General features: G+C 62.0%; 22 protein-coding genes. 6 read left to right on the top strand and 16 right to left on the bottom strand.

Features of this window, described 5'->3' with window-relative positions; translation table 11 throughout:
- Positions 1-31: 31 nt before the first annotated feature.
- The 5 genes from HYE77_RS20795 to HYE77_RS20775 form a co-directional block, all read right to left on the bottom strand.
- Entirely contained in the window at positions 32-328 is a 297-nt protein-coding gene (locus HYE77_RS20795; protein WP_003207921.1) for a DUF3144 domain-containing protein, read from the bottom strand.
- A gap of 82 nt (positions 329-410) precedes the next feature.
- The gene (locus HYE77_RS20790; RefSeq protein ID WP_177069251.1) at positions 411-1703 is read right to left on the bottom strand and encodes a sorbosone dehydrogenase family protein; all 1293 of its coding nucleotides are present in this window, start codon (positions 1701-1703) and stop codon (positions 411-413) included.
- The gene (locus HYE77_RS20785) at positions 1700-2128 is read right to left on the bottom strand and encodes a DUF2231 domain-containing protein (protein WP_177035759.1); all 429 of its coding nucleotides are present in this window, start codon (positions 2126-2128) and stop codon (positions 1700-1702) included. Before HYE77_RS20785 ends, HYE77_RS20790 begins: the two co-directional genes overlap by 4 nt.
- Before the next feature lie 123 nt (positions 2129-2251).
- Complete coding sequence (proP, locus tag HYE77_RS20780; RefSeq protein ID WP_003207926.1) at positions 2252-3754, bottom strand: glycine betaine/L-proline transporter ProP; 1503 nt, start codon at positions 3752-3754, stop codon at positions 2252-2254.
- A gap of 125 nt (positions 3755-3879) precedes the next feature.
- The gene (locus HYE77_RS20775) at positions 3880-4611 is read right to left on the bottom strand and encodes an SDR family oxidoreductase (protein WP_177069250.1); all 732 of its coding nucleotides are present in this window, start codon (positions 4609-4611) and stop codon (positions 3880-3882) included.
- Between the two features lie 98 nt (positions 4612-4709).
- Between HYE77_RS20775 and HYE77_RS20770 the strand changes: the two genes are divergently transcribed.
- Positions 4710-5615, top strand: coding sequence for an AraC family transcriptional regulator (locus tag HYE77_RS20770; RefSeq protein WP_177069249.1), 906 nt, complete (start codon positions 4710-4712; stop codon positions 5613-5615).
- Here HYE77_RS20770 and HYE77_RS20765 read toward each other — a convergent pair.
- Entirely contained in the window at positions 5612-6502 is an 891-nt protein-coding gene (locus HYE77_RS20765) for a bestrophin family protein (protein ID WP_134326048.1), read from the bottom strand. The genes HYE77_RS20770 and HYE77_RS20765 overlap by 4 nt on opposite strands.
- An 86-nt stretch (positions 6503-6588) precedes the next feature.
- Positions 6589-7095: a GNAT family N-acetyltransferase gene (locus tag HYE77_RS20760; protein ID WP_177069248.1), complete on the bottom strand. Its 507-nt coding sequence runs from the start codon at positions 7093-7095 to the stop codon at positions 6589-6591.
- 101 nt (positions 7096-7196) lie between these two features.
- On the opposite strand from HYE77_RS20760, the gene HYE77_RS20755 reads away from it, so the two are divergent.
- The gene (locus tag HYE77_RS20755; protein ID WP_177069247.1) at positions 7197-8105 is read left to right on the top strand and encodes a bifunctional oligoribonuclease/PAP phosphatase NrnA; all 909 of its coding nucleotides are present in this window, start codon (positions 7197-7199) and stop codon (positions 8103-8105) included.
- 78 nt (positions 8106-8183) lie between these two features.
- Positions 8184-8879 carry a tRNA (adenine(22)-N(1))-methyltransferase TrmK gene (locus tag HYE77_RS20750; RefSeq protein WP_177069261.1) on the top strand — a complete coding sequence of 232 codons (696 nt, stop codon included), beginning with the start codon at positions 8184-8186 and terminating at the stop codon, positions 8877-8879.
- A 3-nt stretch (positions 8880-8882) separates the two neighbouring features.
- Here HYE77_RS20750 and HYE77_RS20745 read toward each other — a convergent pair whose 3' ends face one another.
- Entirely contained in the window at positions 8883-9737 is an 855-nt protein-coding gene (locus HYE77_RS20745; protein WP_008433296.1) for an aldo/keto reductase family oxidoreductase, read from the bottom strand.
- A gap of 71 nt (positions 9738-9808) precedes the next feature.
- On the opposite strand from HYE77_RS20745, the gene HYE77_RS20740 reads away from it, so the two are divergent.
- Complete coding sequence (locus tag HYE77_RS20740) at positions 9809-10441, top strand: TetR/AcrR family transcriptional regulator (RefSeq protein WP_256347395.1); 633 nt, start codon at positions 9809-9811, stop codon at positions 10439-10441.
- 92 nt (positions 10442-10533) lie between these two features.
- Positions 10534-11397, top strand: coding sequence for a DNA/RNA non-specific endonuclease (locus HYE77_RS20735; RefSeq protein WP_177069246.1), 864 nt, complete (start codon positions 10534-10536; stop codon positions 11395-11397).
- 19 nt (positions 11398-11416) lie between these two features.
- Here the strand turns inward: HYE77_RS20735 and HYE77_RS20730 are convergent, their stop codons facing one another.
- The 7 genes from HYE77_RS20730 to HYE77_RS20700 form a co-directional block, all read right to left on the bottom strand.
- Positions 11417-11596 carry a DUF1289 domain-containing protein gene (locus tag HYE77_RS20730; protein ID WP_003207939.1) on the bottom strand — a complete coding sequence of 60 codons (180 nt, stop codon included), beginning with the start codon at positions 11594-11596 and terminating at the stop codon, positions 11417-11419.
- A 4-nt stretch (positions 11597-11600) separates the two neighbouring features.
- On the bottom strand, positions 11601-11972 hold the full coding sequence (locus HYE77_RS20725) for a hypothetical protein (protein ID WP_177069245.1): 372 nt from the start codon (positions 11970-11972) through the stop codon (positions 11601-11603).
- 365 nt (positions 11973-12337) lie between these two features.
- Entirely contained in the window at positions 12338-13552 is a 1215-nt protein-coding gene (locus HYE77_RS20720; RefSeq protein WP_003214526.1) for an MFS transporter, read from the bottom strand.
- Positions 13553-13557: 5 nt separating this feature from the next.
- Entirely contained in the window at positions 13558-13887 is a 330-nt protein-coding gene (locus tag HYE77_RS20715; RefSeq protein ID WP_102368490.1) for a hypothetical protein, read from the bottom strand.
- Positions 13888-13889: 2 nt separating this feature from the next.
- Positions 13890-14453 (bottom strand): isochorismatase family protein, encoded by a 564-nt coding sequence (locus HYE77_RS20710; protein ID WP_177069244.1) that lies wholly within the window; start codon positions 14451-14453, stop codon positions 13890-13892.
- A 26-nt stretch (positions 14454-14479) separates the two neighbouring features.
- Positions 14480-14929, bottom strand: a complete 450-nt coding sequence (locus tag HYE77_RS20705) for a MarR family winged helix-turn-helix transcriptional regulator (RefSeq protein WP_003214523.1) — start codon at positions 14927-14929, stop codon at positions 14480-14482.
- A 275-nt stretch (positions 14930-15204) separates the two neighbouring features.
- Positions 15205-15597, bottom strand: a complete 393-nt coding sequence (locus tag HYE77_RS20700) for a tautomerase family protein (RefSeq protein WP_003214522.1) — start codon at positions 15595-15597, stop codon at positions 15205-15207.
- Between the two features lie 107 nt (positions 15598-15704).
- Here HYE77_RS20700 and HYE77_RS20695 point away from each other — a divergent pair, with 107 nt between their 5' ends.
- Complete coding sequence (locus HYE77_RS20695; RefSeq protein WP_177069243.1) at positions 15705-16568, top strand: LysR family transcriptional regulator; 864 nt, start codon at positions 15705-15707, stop codon at positions 16566-16568.
- Between the two features lie 4 nt (positions 16569-16572).
- On the opposite strand, the gene HYE77_RS20690 is transcribed toward HYE77_RS20695, so the two are convergent.
- A complete protein-coding gene (locus HYE77_RS20690; protein WP_177069242.1) occupies positions 16573-17562 on the bottom strand; it encodes an AraC family transcriptional regulator in 990 nt (329 codons plus the stop codon).
- Between the last annotated feature and the right edge of the window lie 44 nt (positions 17563-17606).

The raw sequence follows: 17606 nt of genomic DNA, 5'->3' as shown, positions 1-17606 counted from the left end.
CAGGTCGACACACCGCCCTGTGCGGGCGGGTTCAACTGCCCTTAACGAGCATGTACTTGCTGAAATTGTTGATGTGATCATCAAGATTATCCTCAAGCATCATCCGGTACTGATCACAGAAATACTTCAGCATCGCCTCACGCGCCTGGGCCATTTCTTCGCCGGATTTAAAGCTGCGTGCGCTGACCCAGGCATTGAAGCGTGTGGTGCCGAACATCATCGAGGCGCTGACTTTGCCCAGGTCGGCGAACGCCCTGAACTGCTCGTTGGACAGCTCGATGTGCGCGTCCGCGCGATCATAGAAGCCGTTGTCGGTGGTGTCTGGCATTGCGGTTACCTTCCTGTTCGTGAGTGCGGCGAAGGTACCGCCGCGCTCCACAGGAAGGCAACCACATCGGCCGCTTCAGGCCTTATTTATTGCGCGTCACCCTCCACACCGTGTTGGCCAGGTCATCGGCAATGATCAGCGCACCCTTCGGATCAACCGTGACCCCCACCGGCCGCCCGCGAGTCTTGCCATCGTCCCCGCGGAAACCCGTGGCGAAGTCCAGCGGCTCACCGGCAGGCCGGCCATTGCTGAACGGCACGAAGATCACCTTGTAGCCCACCGGATTGTCCCGGTTCCAGCTGCCGTGCTCGCCGACGAAGACGCCGTCGGCATATTTCTCGCCCATGGCCGGGATGGAAAAGTCGACGCCCAGCGCGGCGACGTGGGAACCCAGGCTGTAATCCGGCTTGATCGCGGCGGCGACCTTGGCCGGGTTCTGCGGTTGGGCGCGGGTGTCGACGTTCTGGCCCCAATAGCTGTAGGGCCAGCCGTAGAATTCGCCTTCGCGCACCGAGGTCAGGTAATCCGGCACCAGGTCCGGCCCCAGTTCATCCCGCTCGTTGACCACCGCCCACAGCTGCCCAGAGCCCGGTTGAATGGTCAATGCTGTCGGGTTGCGCAAGCCGGTTGCATAAGGCTTGTGGGCACCGGTGGCGGCGTCGATCTGCCAGACCATCGCCCGGTCGATCTCGACCTCCATGCCGCGTTCGGTGATGTTGCTGTTGGACCCGATGCCCACATACAGCGAGCGGCCATCGGGGCTGATCGCCAGGGATTTGGTCCAGTGGTGATTGATCGCGGCGGGCAGCTCGGTGACGGTGGTGGGCGGGCCACCGGCCTTGGTCTGGCCGTCTTCGTAGTCGAAGCGCACCAGCGCATCCTGGTTCGCCACGTACAGCTTGCCGTCGGCAAAGGCCAGGCCATAGGGCGCGTTGAGGTTTTCGGCGAATACGGTTTTCAACTCGTAGGTGCCGTCACCGTCGGCATCGCGCAGCAGGGTCAGGCGATTGCCGCCCTTGACCTTGGTGTTGCCCTCGGCCTTGATCACGCTGGCGATCACATCCTTGGGCTTGAGTTTCGCTGCGCTGCCGCCCCGGCCTTCGGCGACGAGAATGTCGCCGTTGGGCAGCACCAGGGTCTGGCGCGGGATCCGCAGGTCGGTGGCGATGGCCGTGATGCTGAAACCCTCGGGCACCGTGGGTTTCTGCTCGGCCCAGGCCACCGGTTCGGCGATCTTCATGCTGGGCAACAGGCCGCGCTGGGGTTCCGGCAGCTTGGGGTCGGGGCCGCGAGCCTGAGTGCTGTCGGCTTCGCCACCGCAGGCGCTCAACAACATCGCCATGCTTAAAACGGTCAGCGTGCTGGAAGGCTTCATTGGGCACCTCCCGAGCGCAGGTTGGTCAGCCCGACCCACGTGGTCACGCAGGCCAGCAGGGTCACGACGGCAGACAGCACCAGGCCCGAAGGCATCACGGCCCAGGCATCCTTCGCATGTTCAAAGGCATTTACCAGGCCCAGCGCCCAGGTCACCAGCAACAGCAGGAAGTACGCCGTGGGGCGCCCGGCCTTGCGGTCGGCACGCAGCAGGTTGACCAGTGCAAACAACCCCGCCAGCCCGCAGAACAGCAGAGCGCCGGCGATCAGCCAGGCGGCGAAGTTGCTCCATTGGATCTGGTAGGTCTGGTAGTAGGCAATGTCGCTCAGCAGGGCGCCGAGAAACAGCGGGACGGTACCGGCCAGCAAGGTCGCGTGAAGCGGACCAGGCGTGCAGCGGTAGGTGAGGGTGGTGGTGTCGGTCACGGGCGGCTCCTTATCGTTGAGCGGCCCTGATGAGGCTCATCAGGGCCGCGCTGACTGCGCTTAAGGAAGGAGCGTGCTGCTTGCGCGTTAGTTCACCCGCTATTCGTTTCCAAATATGTTGCGTCAGTTGATGCGTGGATGTTGCTGCACCAGGTTTTCACGCTTGGCTTCCAGCTCGGCGATTTGCGCGTCGATATCTTCGATCTTCTGCTCGATATTGTCTTCGTGCTCCTGCAGCAGCTCCTTGGCTTCCTCGATATCCGACGCCGCCGGTGCCGCGCCGCGCAGGGGTTTGTTGGCGGTTTCCTTCATGGTCAGGGCGGTGAAAAGCCCCAGTACGGCGAATACCATCAGGTAATAGGCCGGCATGTACAGGTTGTTGGTGGTCTCCACCAGCCAGGCCATGGCGGTTGGCGTGAGGCCGGCAATCAGGATCGAGATGTTGAAGGCGCTGGCGAGCGCGCTGTAGCGGATGTGGGTAGGGAACATCGCCGGCAGGGTGGACGCCATCACGCCGATAAAGAAGTTGAGCACCACCGCAATGATCAGCAGCCCCGAGAAAATCAGCCCGAGCTTACCGCTGTTGATCAGCATGAACGCCGGAATGGCGAGAAAGAACAGCGCGATGCTGCCGAACAGAATGAAGGGTTTGCGCCCGATCTTGTCGCTGACAAAGCCAATCATCGGCTGCACGAACAACATGCCGACCATGATCGCGATGATGATCAACACGCCGTGGTTTTCGCTGTAGTGCAGGTTGTGCGACAGGTAGCTCGGCATGTAGGTGAGCAGCATGTAGTACGTGACGTTGGTCACCACCACCACGCCGACACAGGTCATCAGGCTGCGCCAGTGCTTGGTGGCGACTTCCTTGAACGAGACTTTCGGGCCGCCCGCCAGGCCTTCGCGGTCACCTTGTTCGAGTTGCTCCACGTGCTGTTGAAAGGCCGGTGTTTCTTCCAGGGCATGACGCAAGTAGAGCCCGATCATGCCCAGCGGCAGGGCGAGGAAGAACGGCAGGCGCCAGCCCCAGGACTGGAAGGCGTCTTCGCCGATTACCGCCGAAATCAGCACCACCACGCCCGCGCCGAGCACGAAGCCGGCGATGGAGCCGAAGTCCAGCCAACTGCCGAGGAAGCCGCGCTTGCGGTCCGGGGCGTATTCGGCGACGAAGATCGAGGCACCGGTGTACTCACCGCCCACCGAGAAGCCCTGGGCCATCTTGGCCAGCAGCAACAGGATCGGCGCCCAGATGCCGATCGAGTCATAGGAGGGGATCAGCCCGATGGCGAAGGTGCTCAGGGACATGATCACGATGGTCGCCGCCAGGACCTTTTGCCGGCCGTATTTGTCCCCCAGCCGGCCAAAGAACAGGCCGCCCAGCGGGCGAATCAGGAACGGCACCGAGAAGGTCGCCAGGGCCGCGATCATTTGTACGCTGGGAGACGCTTCGGGGAAGAACACCTTGCCCAGCACATAGGCGACAAAGCCATACACCCCGAAGTCGAACCACTCCATGGCATTGCCCAGCGCAGCGGCGGTGATCGCCTTGCGCATCTTGGCGTCGTCGACGATGGTGATGTCATCCAATCCAATCGGATTGACGGTTTTCTTGCGTGATTTCATGGGAATACTCAGCCGCAGGTCCATTTCGATGCCACTGTTTTGGTGGCATGCGCTTAATGGGTCAGATACATGCGGACACTGAATAATTCACCACTGGCTGGATTTTTTTGTTAACGGCCAGCGCCTTACCGGGACAACGCCACCGCATCCGCCCCGGCCGGGATACGCATCGGGCTGTTTGGGTCAGTCGCCGCGCGCCATACGGCTTCAGCCACATCCTCGGCCAACGTGACCTCGGAAGGCTCCCCCCAGGCGGCAAATATGCGTTCCGCCAGGCCTGCGTAAGCCTCGGGAATCAGGATGCGGTTGCGGGCGTTTTCGCCGAAGCGGGTGGTCGGTGCGCGCCCTGGCAATACCAGGTTGGCGCGTACATTGAACGCCGCCAGTTCCAACGCCAGGGATTCGGTGAAGCCGTTCACTGCGCATTTGCTGGCGGTGTACACGGCGAGCAACGGCAACGGTAGCAAGGTCACACTGGAGGTGACGTTGATTACCACGCCGGCCTTGCGCTCACGAAATTGCGGGAGCACGGCCTGGGTCATCGCGATGGTACCGAAGGTGTTGGTTTCGAATACCTCGCGGATCGTTTGCATGTTGATGCCTTCGACCGCGCCCAGCAGGCCGATCCCGGCGTTGTTGACCAGTACATCAACCGGCCCGGCGGCTTCGATGGCCTGCTGGATGCTGGCCTCGTCACTCACATCAAGCGCCAGCACCCGCAGGTGCTCCGAAGGCGGTAGAAGGTCTTCCCGGGGCGTACGCATGGTGGCGACGACCTTCCAGTCCCGGGCCAGGAAGTAGCGAGCGATTTCCAGGCCGAAGCCGGACGAGCAGCCGGTGATCAATACAGTATTCATGGACGTTCCTGCCAGTGGTGAGGGTCGTAAAACGATAGGCCGCGTTGATTGGACTTGCTATGCTTCAAAGTCCAAATTTCATTTGCAGGAGTCCGGTCATGGTCGACCCGCTGGCCGAGATCGTCACATTGCTGCAACCCACCGCAGGCTTTTACAAAGTGGTCAGCGGCGCCGGTGCCTGGCGCGTGCAGCGGGCCCACAATGGGCAGCCGTTTTACTGTGCGGTGCTTGAAGGCCAGTGCTGGCTGACCTTCGACGGCAGGCCGGCGGTACCTTTGCAGGCCGGGGATTTTGTGTTGATTCCGGCTTCCCGGGTGTCCGGCATGTCGAGTGCCGTTGACCTGGAACTGCCGGAAACCACACCCGTTGTGCAGCCTGATGGGGAGTTCCGGATTGGCGAACAGAGCGGGCCGGCGGATATTCGCTTGTTGGTCGGGCATTGTGCGTTTGCCTCACCCGACGCAGCCTTGCTGGTGTCGTTGCTGCCCGAGCTGGTGCATGTGCGCGGGGAGCCGAGACTGGCAACCCTGGTCCATCTTGTGGGTGAGGAGTCACGCAGCCAGCGGCCTGCACGGGAAGTGATTCTGGATCGGTTGCTGGAAGTGTTGCTGATCGAAGCCTTGCGCTCGACAGGCAGTACGACGGCATCCCCCGGGTTGCTGCAGGGCTTGTCTGACGAACGACTGGCGGTCGCTATCCGCCTGCTGCACGAACAACCCATGCGGGCCTGGACGGTGGCGGAACTGGCAAAACACGCCGCACTGTCGCGCTCGACGTTTTTCGAACGCTTCAACCGCGCCGTGGGTGTCGCCCCGATGGCGTACCTGTTGGCCTGGCGCATGGCGCTGGCGAAGAAGCTGCTGCGCAATCAGGCAGGCGGTATCGCCGACATTGCCGAGCAGGTCGGCTATGGCTCCGCCAGTGCCTTCAGCGTGGCGTTTACCCGGTATGCCGGGCAGTCGCCGACCGTTTATGCTCGCGGCGAGGGCGCACCGGTGGATTAACTGATCCGCTCGCCCCCCAGGGAATCACGCTGCATCGACTGCAGGTTTTTCTCGATGGTTTCGCAAAGGGCTTCCATCTGGATCTGGTGCTCGCTGTCGCGGAACGGGCTTTGCAAATCGGTGCCGATGCGTTCGATGGCCAGCAGCATGAAGCCCACCACCGTGGACGCCAGAGGGGTGAACCAGCCCAGGGATTCCACCAGGCCCACCGGCACGATCAGGCAGAACAGCGAGATGAACAGCCGCGGGAAATACACGTAAGGGTAGGGCAGCGGCGTATTGGCGATGCGCTCCATGCCGCCCTGGCTGTTGGACAAATCCACCAGGGTCGACTCCAGCCGCGCCAGGCGAATGCTGTCCAGGCGCCCGGCCTTGTATTCCTGGGCCAGCAGGGCTGCGGAGCCGTTGATGATGTCGTTGGAAAAGTTATTGGTACTGGTGCTGCGGGCGAACTCGTTGGCCGGCAGGAAGGCGCGGATTTCATCCGGGCAAGGCTGGCCCCGCAAGTGCGCCGCCAGGCAGTTCACATACGCCACGTGACGGCGCAGTAAGGTCGCCTTTATCGGGTTGACCTCATTGTCCGGGTCATCCAGCAGCGTCAGCACTTGCCGGGCGAAGCTGCGGGAATTGTTGACCATCGCCCCCCACAACGTGCGTGCCTCCCACCAGCGGTTGTAGGCGCTGCTGTTGCGGAAACTGATCAGCACCACCAGCGCCGAGCCGAGTAGGGTGAGCGGCATCAGCGGCAGGTTGATCTTGCTGTTGAGGAACAGCATGAAGTCCACGGTGACGGCGATATCCCAGAGCAGCAGCCAGAACAGCGCCCAGCCTACATAGCCCATGGTCTTGATGATCAGGCGGTATTTTTTGATGATGGCAGCTTTCAAACGGAAACCTCGCGGCGAGCGGTAAACATCAATGCCCTAGCTCGGACGGTGTTTACCGGGTAAAGGTTCGCCGGGGGGCCGGGTCTTCAGGCCTGGAATGTCAGGACAAAGCGGTTTTCGCCCTGGGGCTTGCCGTCCGGTGCGGGCTGGTCGGGCACGAAACCGCAGCGGGTCAGGACTTTTTGTGAGCCCACATTCTCGGGGTACACGTACGCCACCAGTTGGGTCAGTGCCCAGCGCGCCTGTGCCTCGCGGATCAGATGGTTCAGCGCCAGGGTTGCCAGCCCTTGCCCGCACGAGCGCTCACCCACGCGGTAGCCGACTTCGGCAGAGCCCTTTGGCGAGTCGATGCTTTTCAGGTTGGCGCGACCGACGATTTCGCCGTTGGCGTCTTCGATCACGAACGGGTGCCATGTGCCGGTGGCCAGGCCTGATAGATAACCGTCAATATGCTCGGCGACGCCCTGCACCGAGTAAAACGATGGGTCGCGCGCCTCGATATGCGACTCGAACCAGTCACGGTTACGGGCTTCGAAGGCCAGCAATGTTTCAGTGTCCGTACTGCTCAGCTCGCGAACGCGAAATGACGTCATTGCTCGAATCTCCAGGGTTGTTCTGTCCATTTAGTCATGTTTTCGTCATAAAGGCGTGTGAAATTTGCCTGCCAAAAATATGAAATCATGGAGTTTTTCCGATGAGGGTAGTCACCTCCGGCTCGGCGTATCTGGACATCGATGCATACGCCTGCTGCATTGCGTATGCCGAGTTGTTGAATCGTCAGGGAATCGAGGCGCGTGCCGTCAGCAGTGCTCCACTGAATGCCAGCATCTCCAGGACCGTGCTCGGCTGGCGATCGTCACTGGATGACTACCGACCCGGGCCCGGCGATGAGTTTGTGATGGTGGATATCTCGGACTTCCACCACTTCGACCCGGTGGTCGTGCTCGATCAGGTGGTGGAGGTGATTGACCATCACCCGGGGTTTGAAACCTATTGGGCGCAGAGGCTGGGAAGTGCCGCAGACATCCGTTTGATCGGTGCAGCAGCGACGCAGGTTTTCCTGCGTTGGGAAGCGGCCGGTTTGTTGCCGCTGATCAGTGAGCACAGTGCCGCGCTGCTGGCCACGGCAATCCTGGACAATACCCTGAATTTTACCGGGCAGTTGACCACCGCGGCGGATGTTCGGGCTTATGAAACCCTCGCGCTGCTGGCGAAACTCGCGGCAGACTGGCCTGAGCGGTATTTCTCCGAGTGCCAGGCCACTATCGAGTCAGACCTTGCAGGCGCGTTGGCGGGTGACCTGAAGTGGCTGAAAGCCGACAGCAACCTGCCGCAGGTTTTTGCGCAGATGACGGTGTGGGATGCCGGTGCGCTGATCCGAAAGCATCGCTCGATCATCGCTGATTGGCTGGCGGCGCAGGGGGAGGACTGGCTGGTGAATCTCATCAGTATCCGCGAGTGCAGAAGTTATTTCCTGGCTGAGCCCAAGGTCAGCCAGGAAAAACTGAGCCAGTTGCTTTCCATCGACTGGCAGGCCGGGATGGCGGTGCTGGATCGTTCGCTGTTGCGCAAGGAACTGGTAAGGCTGGCGGCCACTGATTGACGGCGCTCACCAAAGTGACGTTCCTCTTTGATGAACCCGCAATACAATGGCCAGGGTATTACCGAAAAGGAACGGCAGTTGAACGAACACACATTGTCCATGCGCCTTGAGCGCGTGGCGACGCACGTCCCCGCCGGGGCGCGCCTGGCGGATATCGGCTCCGACCACGGCTACCTGCCGGTGGCATTGATGCGCCGCGGCGCCATCGTGGCGGCGGTGGCGGGCGAGGTGGCCCTGACGCCGTTTCGCGCAGCCGAGCGCACGGTGCGCGAGAACGAGCTGGAGCAACACATCACCGTACGCCTGGCCAGTGGCCTGGCGGCGATCGAGCCGGGAGACGGGATCAACGCGATCAGCATCTGCGGCATGGGCGGCGAGACCATCCGCGACATCCTCGACAGCGACAAGGCGCGTCTCAGTGGCGAGGAGCGCCTGGTGCTGCAGCCCAACGGCGGCGAGCAACCGTTGCGCCAGTGGTTGATGGAGAACGGCTACCGCATCGTGTGCGAAGAGCTGCTGCGGGAAAATCGCTTCTTCTACGAAATCATCGTTGCCGAGCACGCCGGGCCTGTGACCTACACCGCCGAAGAACTGTACTTCGGCCCGCTGCAAATGCAGGCCCGCAGCCCGGAATTCCTGCTCAAGTGGCAGCGCATCCTGCGCCACAAACAGCAGACCCTGAGCGACTTCGCCCAGGCGCGGCAAGCGGTGCCCGAGGACAAGATGCAAGAGGTCGCCCAGCAGGCGCGGTGGATCGCAGAACTGCTGGCGTGAGGGTCAGCCTGCGAGGGTGTTCAGCTCTGCGAGTACCTCATCCGAAAGATCCAGCTCGCCCACCGCGATGTTTTCCCGTAGATGGGTGACCGAGGACGTTCCCGGGATCAGCAGGATATTGGGGGAACGGCGCAGCAGCCATGCCAGGGCCAGTTGCATCGGGGTGACGCCGAGGCGCTGTGCGACGTTCGACAACACCGCTGACTGCACTGGCGAGAACCCGCCCAGCGGGAAGAATGGCACATAGGCAATGCCGTCCCGGGCCAATTCGTCGAGCATCGCGTTATCGTGTTGGTGGGCGATGTTGTACAGGTTCTGGACGCACACGAAGCGCACGATTTTTCGCGCCTCGGCGACCTGCGTCGGGGTAACGTTGCTGATGCCGATATGGCGTATCAGGCCCTGTTGTTGTAGCTCGGCAATGGCACTCAGGGGTTCTTCGATCGAGCCTTCGGCAGTGCCCATCACGCCGTGCATGGCCCGCACATTCACCACGTCCAGCACATCCAGGCCCAGGTTGCGCAGGTTGTCGTGCACGGCCTGGGTCAGCTCGGCCTTCGACGAAGCGTTGAACCAGGCGCCATCGTCGCCACGGCGGGCGCCTACCTTGGTGACGATCGTAAGATCGTCTTTATACGGGTGCAGTGCCTCACGAATAATCTGATTGGTGACATGCGGCCCGTAGAAGTCGCTGGTGTCGATATGGTTCACGCCGCAAGCGACGGCCTCGCGCAGTACGGCCAGCGCTGCATCACGGTCCTTGGGCGGGCCAAACACGCCTGGGCCGGCCAGTTGCATGGCGCCGTAGCCGATGCGGTTGACGGTACGATCGCCGAGATTGAATGTGCTGGTGGTCATGGTCGGAGCTCTTGCTTGACGGGAGGAAGCCTATAATATGAAGGATCCTTCAGGTTTAGAATTCGCATTCCATGAGCCCTCTCAAAGCGTCGTTAAAGCCAAGAAAATCAGCGGTCCAGGCCCGGTCGGCGGCGACGGTGGAAGCGCTGCACACGGCAACCCTTCAGGTTTTGACCGCTCAGGGCCTGGTGCGCTGCACCACGACCCGCGTGGCCGAGCGGGCGGGCATGTCGGTGGGCAGTCTCTATCAGTACTATCCGAACCGCGATGCAATGCTTGCTGCGGTATTGGAGAAGCATCTGGTGCAGGTGGCCGAGACCGTCGAGCAGGCGTGCGATCAACACCAGGGCACCACGGTGGCGGAAATGGCATCGGGGTTTGTCACGGCTTTTCTCGCCGTGAAGCTGATGGACCCGACGGCGTCCAAAGCCCTGTATGCCATCGCAGGTGAGCGGGGCGGTGCGGAGCTTGTGGCGCGGATCAACAAGCGGGTGGTGGCCGCGATTGCAGCGATGTTGGCGACGGCGTCGGATGCCCGGTTTGAAGACCCATCCCTTACCGCCGCCATCTCGCTCAGCGCGGTGGTGGGACCGGTTCGGGCGTTGCTTGAAGGCAATGCATCTGCGGCCTTTGAAGCCGGCCTGGAACAGCAGGTGACCCGCATGCTGCGAGCTTATCTTCAAACCTATCAGTCACTTACGTAAACCGTGTTCAGGGTATTTTGCAGCGCTGCTTCGCACTAAAGTCACATCCATGGGTCCATAAGCCCCGCAATCGAACTTTGAAGATTTAACCCATGCACCTACGCAAAATTGCAGTTGGGCTGTCGGCCCTTGTTTTGCTCTCCACCGGGGCGCAAGCCCGTGGCCTGCTGGACCTCATCACACCACCTCAACCCCATACCTCCCGCTCGGGCTCCATCAGTCAGGGCGCGGCCCTGGGTCTGTATTCAAGCCAACAGAAAAAGCCATCGTTCGACAGTTGCGCCGACCTGTTCCCGGCCGCACAACCGATCAACACGGCCACCGTGCCGGCCACCATGAAACCCCTGGCGCTGTGTTCCGATAATTTCGCGGTGCTGTACTCGCAAACCAGCAAGACCCCGCTGGTGGTGGTCGAACGCCTGAATGCCGGCCAGTTGAAGGATGCCAAAGGCGAAGAACGCACCAACCAGTTCTACCCCGACCCGCGTATTCCCAAAGGCGCGCGCGCCGAGTTGAGCGACTACCGTGGCCAACACCCGGCCGTGGACCGCGGCCATCAATCCCCGGCGGCGGATGCGCCGAGCACCAACGCCATGGCCCAGTCCTTTGCGCTGTCGAACATGGTCCCGCAAGACCCGACCAACAACCGCAAGATCTGGAGCAAGGTCGAGGCGGACGTGCGCAAGTTTGCCAAGCGCGCCGACGGCAATGTGTTCGTGTTCACCGGGCCGTTGTTTGACCCGGGCTACAGCACCATTGGCGACAACAAGGTCTGGGTGCCGACCCGCCTGTTCAAGCTGGTTTACGACGTGTCGTCCAAGCGCGCCTGGGCGTATGTACTGCCCAACGCTGAAACCCGTATCGAGAAGCCGATGGACTACGCGACGTTTGTGAAAACCACCGGGCTCAAGTTGCTCGGGAATTTGCCGGTGACGGGGTCAGTCGGGCGTACTTGACGGCCTGAAACCGGGTGCGTCACTTGCCCTTTTTCAACGTCTTCAAGCGCAACGTTGCGCGCTGCACAGCGGCCATCTTCTCTGGCCGCTTCATCTTTTTCCATTTGCGAATATCGTCCTTGGTGCGTCCACAACTCACGCACAGCTCACCACTGAGCTGGCAGGTTGAGACGCACGGGTTCTCGATATCTTTAGCCAAGGCTTTACCCCTTTACCGCATACAGTTTGAGCAGGCGCAGGCGCCAATTGCCGCCATGCTGCAGGTGGCATTCTTCCTCGGAGTCGAAGCGCACGTAGCGGTGCGAAGAAGGGCGATCCACCCCGGCATCCTCCAGCGCGGTGGCCGTCAGTTCGCGCATGCGCAGGTCCAGTCCGGTAGAAAGGGCCAGTTCCCGGTTCGCCCTGGTATCGAATACCCAGATGACCAGCAGGCTTTGGGCAAAGGCCTGGTAGTCGACTTCGTGGGTCAGCCAGTCGAAGCCGGTAATTTCGGCTTTCGCGATCTCACAGGCATAGGTCAGGGTCGCGACCAGGCGACGTTCGATGCGTGCGCTGTCGCGTTTGCTTGAAGACATGGGGAGTCCTTGAGGAGCGAGGAGGGTGATGATACGCGAGAGATCCACTGTAGGAGCTGTCGAGCTTTAGCGAGGCTGCGATGGCGGACTGTCAGGCGACATCTTTATTGCCTGACAGGACCTCTTCGCAGCCTCGCTAAAGCTCGACAGCTCCCACACTGGATCGTGTTGCCCTTCAGATATTGATCGTTCCCACGCTCTGCGTGGGAATGCCACCTCGGACGCTCTGCGTCCAGCTGACGATGCAAGGCTCAAGCCCTGCGCAGGGGTGACGCGGAGCGTCACAGGATGTATTCCCACGCAGAGCGTGGGAACGATCAACTGTGCGAGCCTGCGAAGATCAACTGAGGGAGCTGTGTTGCCCATCACATATTTTTAGGCCGATCCAGCTTGCGCGTCATGGTGTACACCGCCACGCCGGCCGCCAGGATGCCCGAGGCCGCGCCGACCGCCAACGCCCAGCGCGGGCCAAGATGGTCGGCCACCCAGCCCACAATCGGTGCGCCAATCGGTGTGCCGCCCAGGGCCACGCCCACCCGCAGGGCGATTACCCGGCCGCGCATGGAGGGTTCGGTGGTGAGTTGCATCAGGCTGTTGGTGGTGTTGCTGAAGGTCAGGGCGCCCACGCCGATGATCACCAGCGCCCCGGCGAACAACCAATAGTTCGGGGCAATCGCCGCCAGCGTGCAGCCCACCCCGAACACCAGCGCGCCGATCAACAACGCCTTGAAGTGTGGCCGCTCGCGACCGGCTGCGAGCAGCGCCCCGGCAACGGTGCCGATGGCCAGGGTCGACGTCAGCAGGCCATAGCCGCGGGCATCGGCGTGGAACACGGTGACGGCCATGGTCGAGATGAAAATCGGAAAATTCATGCCGAAGGTGCCGATCAAGAACAGCATGATCAGGATCGCCATCAGGTCCGGCCGCGCCCACACATAACGCAGGCCTTCAGTCAGGCTGCCCTTGGTGCGCAGCGCCCGCAGGCTGGTGTGCAGGCCGGAAACCCGCAGCAGAAACAGCGAGGCCAGCACCGCGAAAAAACTCGCGCCATTGAGCAGGAACGCCCAGCCGGTGCCCACCGATGCGATGGTCACGCCGGCCACCGCCGGGCCAATCATGCGCGCCATGTTGAACGAGGTGGAATTGAGCGCGATGGCATTGGACAGGTCCGCTTCGCCCACCAGCTCCGCCACGAATATCTGCCGCACCGGTGCATCGAAGGCCGAGGCGCAGCCAGACAAAAACGCGAACACATACACGTGCCACAGCTGCACGATGCCGGTCAGGGTAAACACCCCCAGCATCAGCGCCAGCACGCCCATCACGCCCTGGGTGACCATCAGCAGCTTGCGCTTGTCGTAGTGATCGGCGGCGAAGCCGGTCCAGGGCAGCAACAGCAATTGCGGCCCGAACTGCAACGCCATGACGATGCCGACGGCCGACGCGTTATGCGGCGTGAGCTGGGTCAGCACCAGCCAGTCCTGGGCCGTGCGTTGCATCCAGGTGCCGATATTCGACACCAGGGCGCCGGCGGCCCAAATGCGGTAGTTGACGCTGCGCAGCGAGCGGAAAATGCCCATCGAACTCACACCGGCCCTGAGGAATGACCACCGTTGAAGCGCCCGAAATGCTGCGCCAGGAATACACTCAGGGCCAAGGCCCCGAGCCCGAGGGCGAGCACATCAGCGGTGCTTTTGAGGTCGAAGTCCCCGACCCGGCAGACCAGCACGTAGCCGATCACCAGGTTGAGAAAACCCCAGAGCACATTCAGCGTCGAGGAGGACCGCCCCTGGCCGCGCGGCTTGGCAAACGGCGTCTGGAAGGACTGGCCCATCAAGCCACTGAGGCAATGGGGCAGCGCGTTGGCGAGCAATACGCCGCCGAAGAAATAAGACACCAGCTCATGCCATTGCATCGTCACGCCCCCCTTGTTGCAAGCAAGCCGATGATCTCTTGCGCCGTGCCGGTTTCCCCCAGCTTCGGGAATACCTGGTTCAGGCTGTAGTGATGGGCCTCGGCGTTCGCGTCGGTCATGGCATCGACGGCCAGGGTCACGTTGAAGCCGGCCTCGTAGGCCTGGCGCGCGGTGGACTCCACGCCGGTTCCGGTAGCAACGCCGGTGATCACTACTTGGGTCACGCCGCGTGCTTTGAGTTGCGCCTCAAGATCAGTGCTGGCGAAGGCACCCCAGGTGCGTTTGGTCACCCCAATGTCGCCGGGTTGCTGATCGAGTTCGGGCAGCAGGTCGGCCCATCCCGGTGGAAATACATCGCTGCGCCGTGGCCGCTCGGTACGCCCGGGGGCGAAGCCTGTGACGTTGACCAGCACCACCGGCATGCCGCGCTCGCGGAACGCGTCGAGCAGTGCACGGGAGCGTTCCACCACGGCGCCGATGGGGTGGATGAACGGGTATTCGGCGATGCCTTTTTGCAAGTCCACGATGATCAGCGCGGTGTTGGGATCCAGCAAGGTGACGGCCATGGGATGTCCTCGAACGGATAGGGGGCTCAAAAGTCGGCGAGGCGCTCCAGCAGCTTTACCGCTGCCGCGAGTTCAGCTTGTTCTTCGGCAGACAGTTGCTCCTGCAGCGCCCGCAGCAGCCAATCGTCCTTGGCCGCCCGGCTGGCGATCAGGTGCTTACGAAAGCCGGGAGTCAGCTCGATCAGGGTTTGGCGCCCATCGCTGGGGTCGGGTTTGCCCCTGATCGCTTTCATCGTTTCCAGCCCGGCCACGGTGATGCGCATGGACTGCGGCCGCACGCTCTCCGCCCTGGCCAGGGCCGAGACGGTGCTGGGCCCGTCTCGGTCCAGGCGCAGCAGCACCGACTTCTGGGCGGAAGTGAAATCGTTCGGATGGGTTTGTTCCCGCAGCCGGCGTATCAGCTTGCCCAGGGAGATGCGCAGCTCGGCAGCCAGGGCGGCGGATTGGGTTTCGGAGGTGATGGAAGGTTTGTTCATGCTCGGACATTAGCATGCGTGCAGAAAAACTGTACAGTTTAGCTGTATGAATTTTTTGTCATAAAAGCCCGCGTCAACGGTCCTTTTGCCGGGGCGTTACCTGGTGTCGCGGCTGGGCGTGCTGTCGTTCATGGACCGGGATGGTGCAAGACCGAATGCTATGTGGGTGACCGATTGTTGGGCGTGGATGATGAACGGGTTCTGCAACTGTTCACGGACTTGATGAGCCGCGCATTGACCTGATCGATATTCATGCGCGGCTTTTTCCCGGCCTATCAAGTGTGTTGATAGCGGTACTCCTGAGTCACCCCTTCATAGCCGTAGGCACTGGCCCGGCAGTCGATGATGTGCACATTGGAGTGCGGGTGCAGGTTGCCGATCAACTCCGCCAACAGCGTGTAGGCCTCACGATGAAAACGCGCCTTTTGCGCCTTGGTGTTGGTCTCATCGGTCACGGTGACTTCCAGGCGGAATGCGTTGCGCCCATGTTCGGCCAGCGAGCGGTTATGAATGAACCACTGGTCATGCGGTACAAAATCGAGAATCAGCAAGGTCTGCTCCGGGCGTTTCTCGAGCACTTCACAGGTCAGTGCAGTGAGCTGTGGGACGAGCTGGCGCACCAGTTCGGGATTCCGTTCTCCGGATATTTTCAGGGTGATGCCTGGCATGGCGAATTCCTCGTAAGGGTAGGGTGAGGTGCCAGATTAAGAAAATTATTCGGATCTGAAAAACGGGAAGATATAATGATATCTATCGGAAAAAACGCAGGTTAGACATGCGCCCCTTTGACCTTGAGCAACTGCGCTCCTTCGTCGCCATCCTGGAATCCGGCAGCCTTTCGGCGGCCGCGCCCAAGCTGTGCCGTTCCCAGTCCGCGCTCAGTGAGCAACTTCGCAAGCTGGAAACCTTCACCGGCGTGACGCTGCTGGAGCGCGGCAAAAAAGGCGTGAGCCCCACACCTGCCGGGGAGCGCCTGCTGGCACATGCGCGTGAATTGCTCGCGCTGAGTGACTGCGTGCTTGAGGACATGCGCGGCGTGACCTTGAGCGGCGAACTGCGCCTGGCCATCACCGACTATTTTTTGCCGAGCGCCATCGCGGGCATGTTGAAGGGTTTGCGCACGCGATATCCGCAGCTTCGGTTGCATGTTTCGGTGCGCAAGAGCCTGCAAATCGAAAAGGGCGCCAACAGCGGCGAATTCGACATTGGCCTGTCGATGCGCATCCTCGATGGTCGCAGCCTTCCCGAAGGCATTCCCGTACGACGAGAGGCCCTGCGGTGGGTGGCACTCAGTGGGTTCGACGCACAGCACGAACTCGTGGCGCCGCTGCCGTTGGTGGTACTTCCCCAGGATTGCAGCTTGCAGCGGTTCACCATCGACCTGTTGGATGCGCGCGGGGTGCCGTATGTCATTGCGCATTCCGCGTCCGGGGTGGCGGGCCTGCAATCGGCACTGATGGCGGGGCTGGGCGTGGCGTGCCTGAACAGCTCGGCCGTGCCTGCCGGGGCCGAGGCATGCCGGTCGATTCAAACGCTTCCGGCGCTGCCCGATGTCGAGTTCAGCCTGTTACCGCCGCGTCCGGGCGAGGCTTCGCTGGTCAGTGCAGTGCGAGAAATGTTGATCACGCACTTTTCCTAGCGGCTCAAGATCGCCGGCTGGCCCCCGGCGGCTGCCCGGTGACGCGCTTGAATGCCCGGCTGAACGCGGCCTGGGAGTTATAGCCAAGGCGCTGCGCCACGGTTTCAATGGGCAGCCGCTCCAGCGTCAGCCACTGGCTGGCCAGGCGCATCCGCAGTTCGGTGGCGTAGCGCAACGGTGGCGTTCCGATTGTGGTTTGAAAGTGTTGGGCGAACACCGAGCGCGAGGTATGACACTGCGCCGCGAGCTCTTCCACCGTCCAGTCACGCCCAGGCTGTTGATGCAACGCCAGCAGGGCCTTGGCCAGGCGCGGGTCGCGTAGCGCGGCCACCAGGCCGGACGCATTCCCGCAGGCACATTCGACCCAGCCCCGAACAACCATGGCCGCCACCACGTCCGCCAGGCGCGCCAGTATGCCGGCGAAGCCGATGCGGGCGCTGCTGACTTCACGCTCCATGGCCGCCAGGATCGGCATCAACCCCGGATAACGTTGGCCCTTGGCGTCGATCAGCATCAGGTCCGGCATCAGGCGGCCAAGGCCGTGCAAACTCCCCAGTTCAAACTCCATGCAGCCGCTGAAGAGCAGGGTGCTTTGAGCCACGCCTGCATCGGCGCGGGCATCCACGGCACACACCGCATCGCCGAGGGCTGCGGCGTTGAAGCTGTCGATGTCCTGCACCGGCACCTCCGGGCTGGAGAGCAACTGATGGGCGCCCCCGTGGGAGATGAACACGGCGTTGCCCGGCGTCAGTTCGTACTGCGTGCCGTCCTCGGTACGCAGGGTGACGCCGCCGGCGGCGACAAGGTGGAAGTACGCATGCCCGGGTTTGGTCGCAAAGCCCAGGCCAAACGCCGGCCCGGCCTGGATACGGCGGTACTCGACGCCCCGCAGGCGCATGCCGCGCAACAGCTCGTTGATGAGGTCAGAGGACACGTCGAACGGTTCTGGAGGCATCATTTTCGGGGTTTCGGTAAAGAATTCAAGATTTTGCATCATAGATCATCCTGCCCTGCGTACCTAGACTGGCGGTCGCGATA

The organism is Pseudomonas sp. IPO3774, assembly GCF_013386835.1.
GTDB lineage: Bacteria > Pseudomonadota > Gammaproteobacteria > Pseudomonadales > Pseudomonadaceae > Aquipseudomonas.
This window is presented reverse-complemented; position numbering and strand designations above follow the sequence as displayed.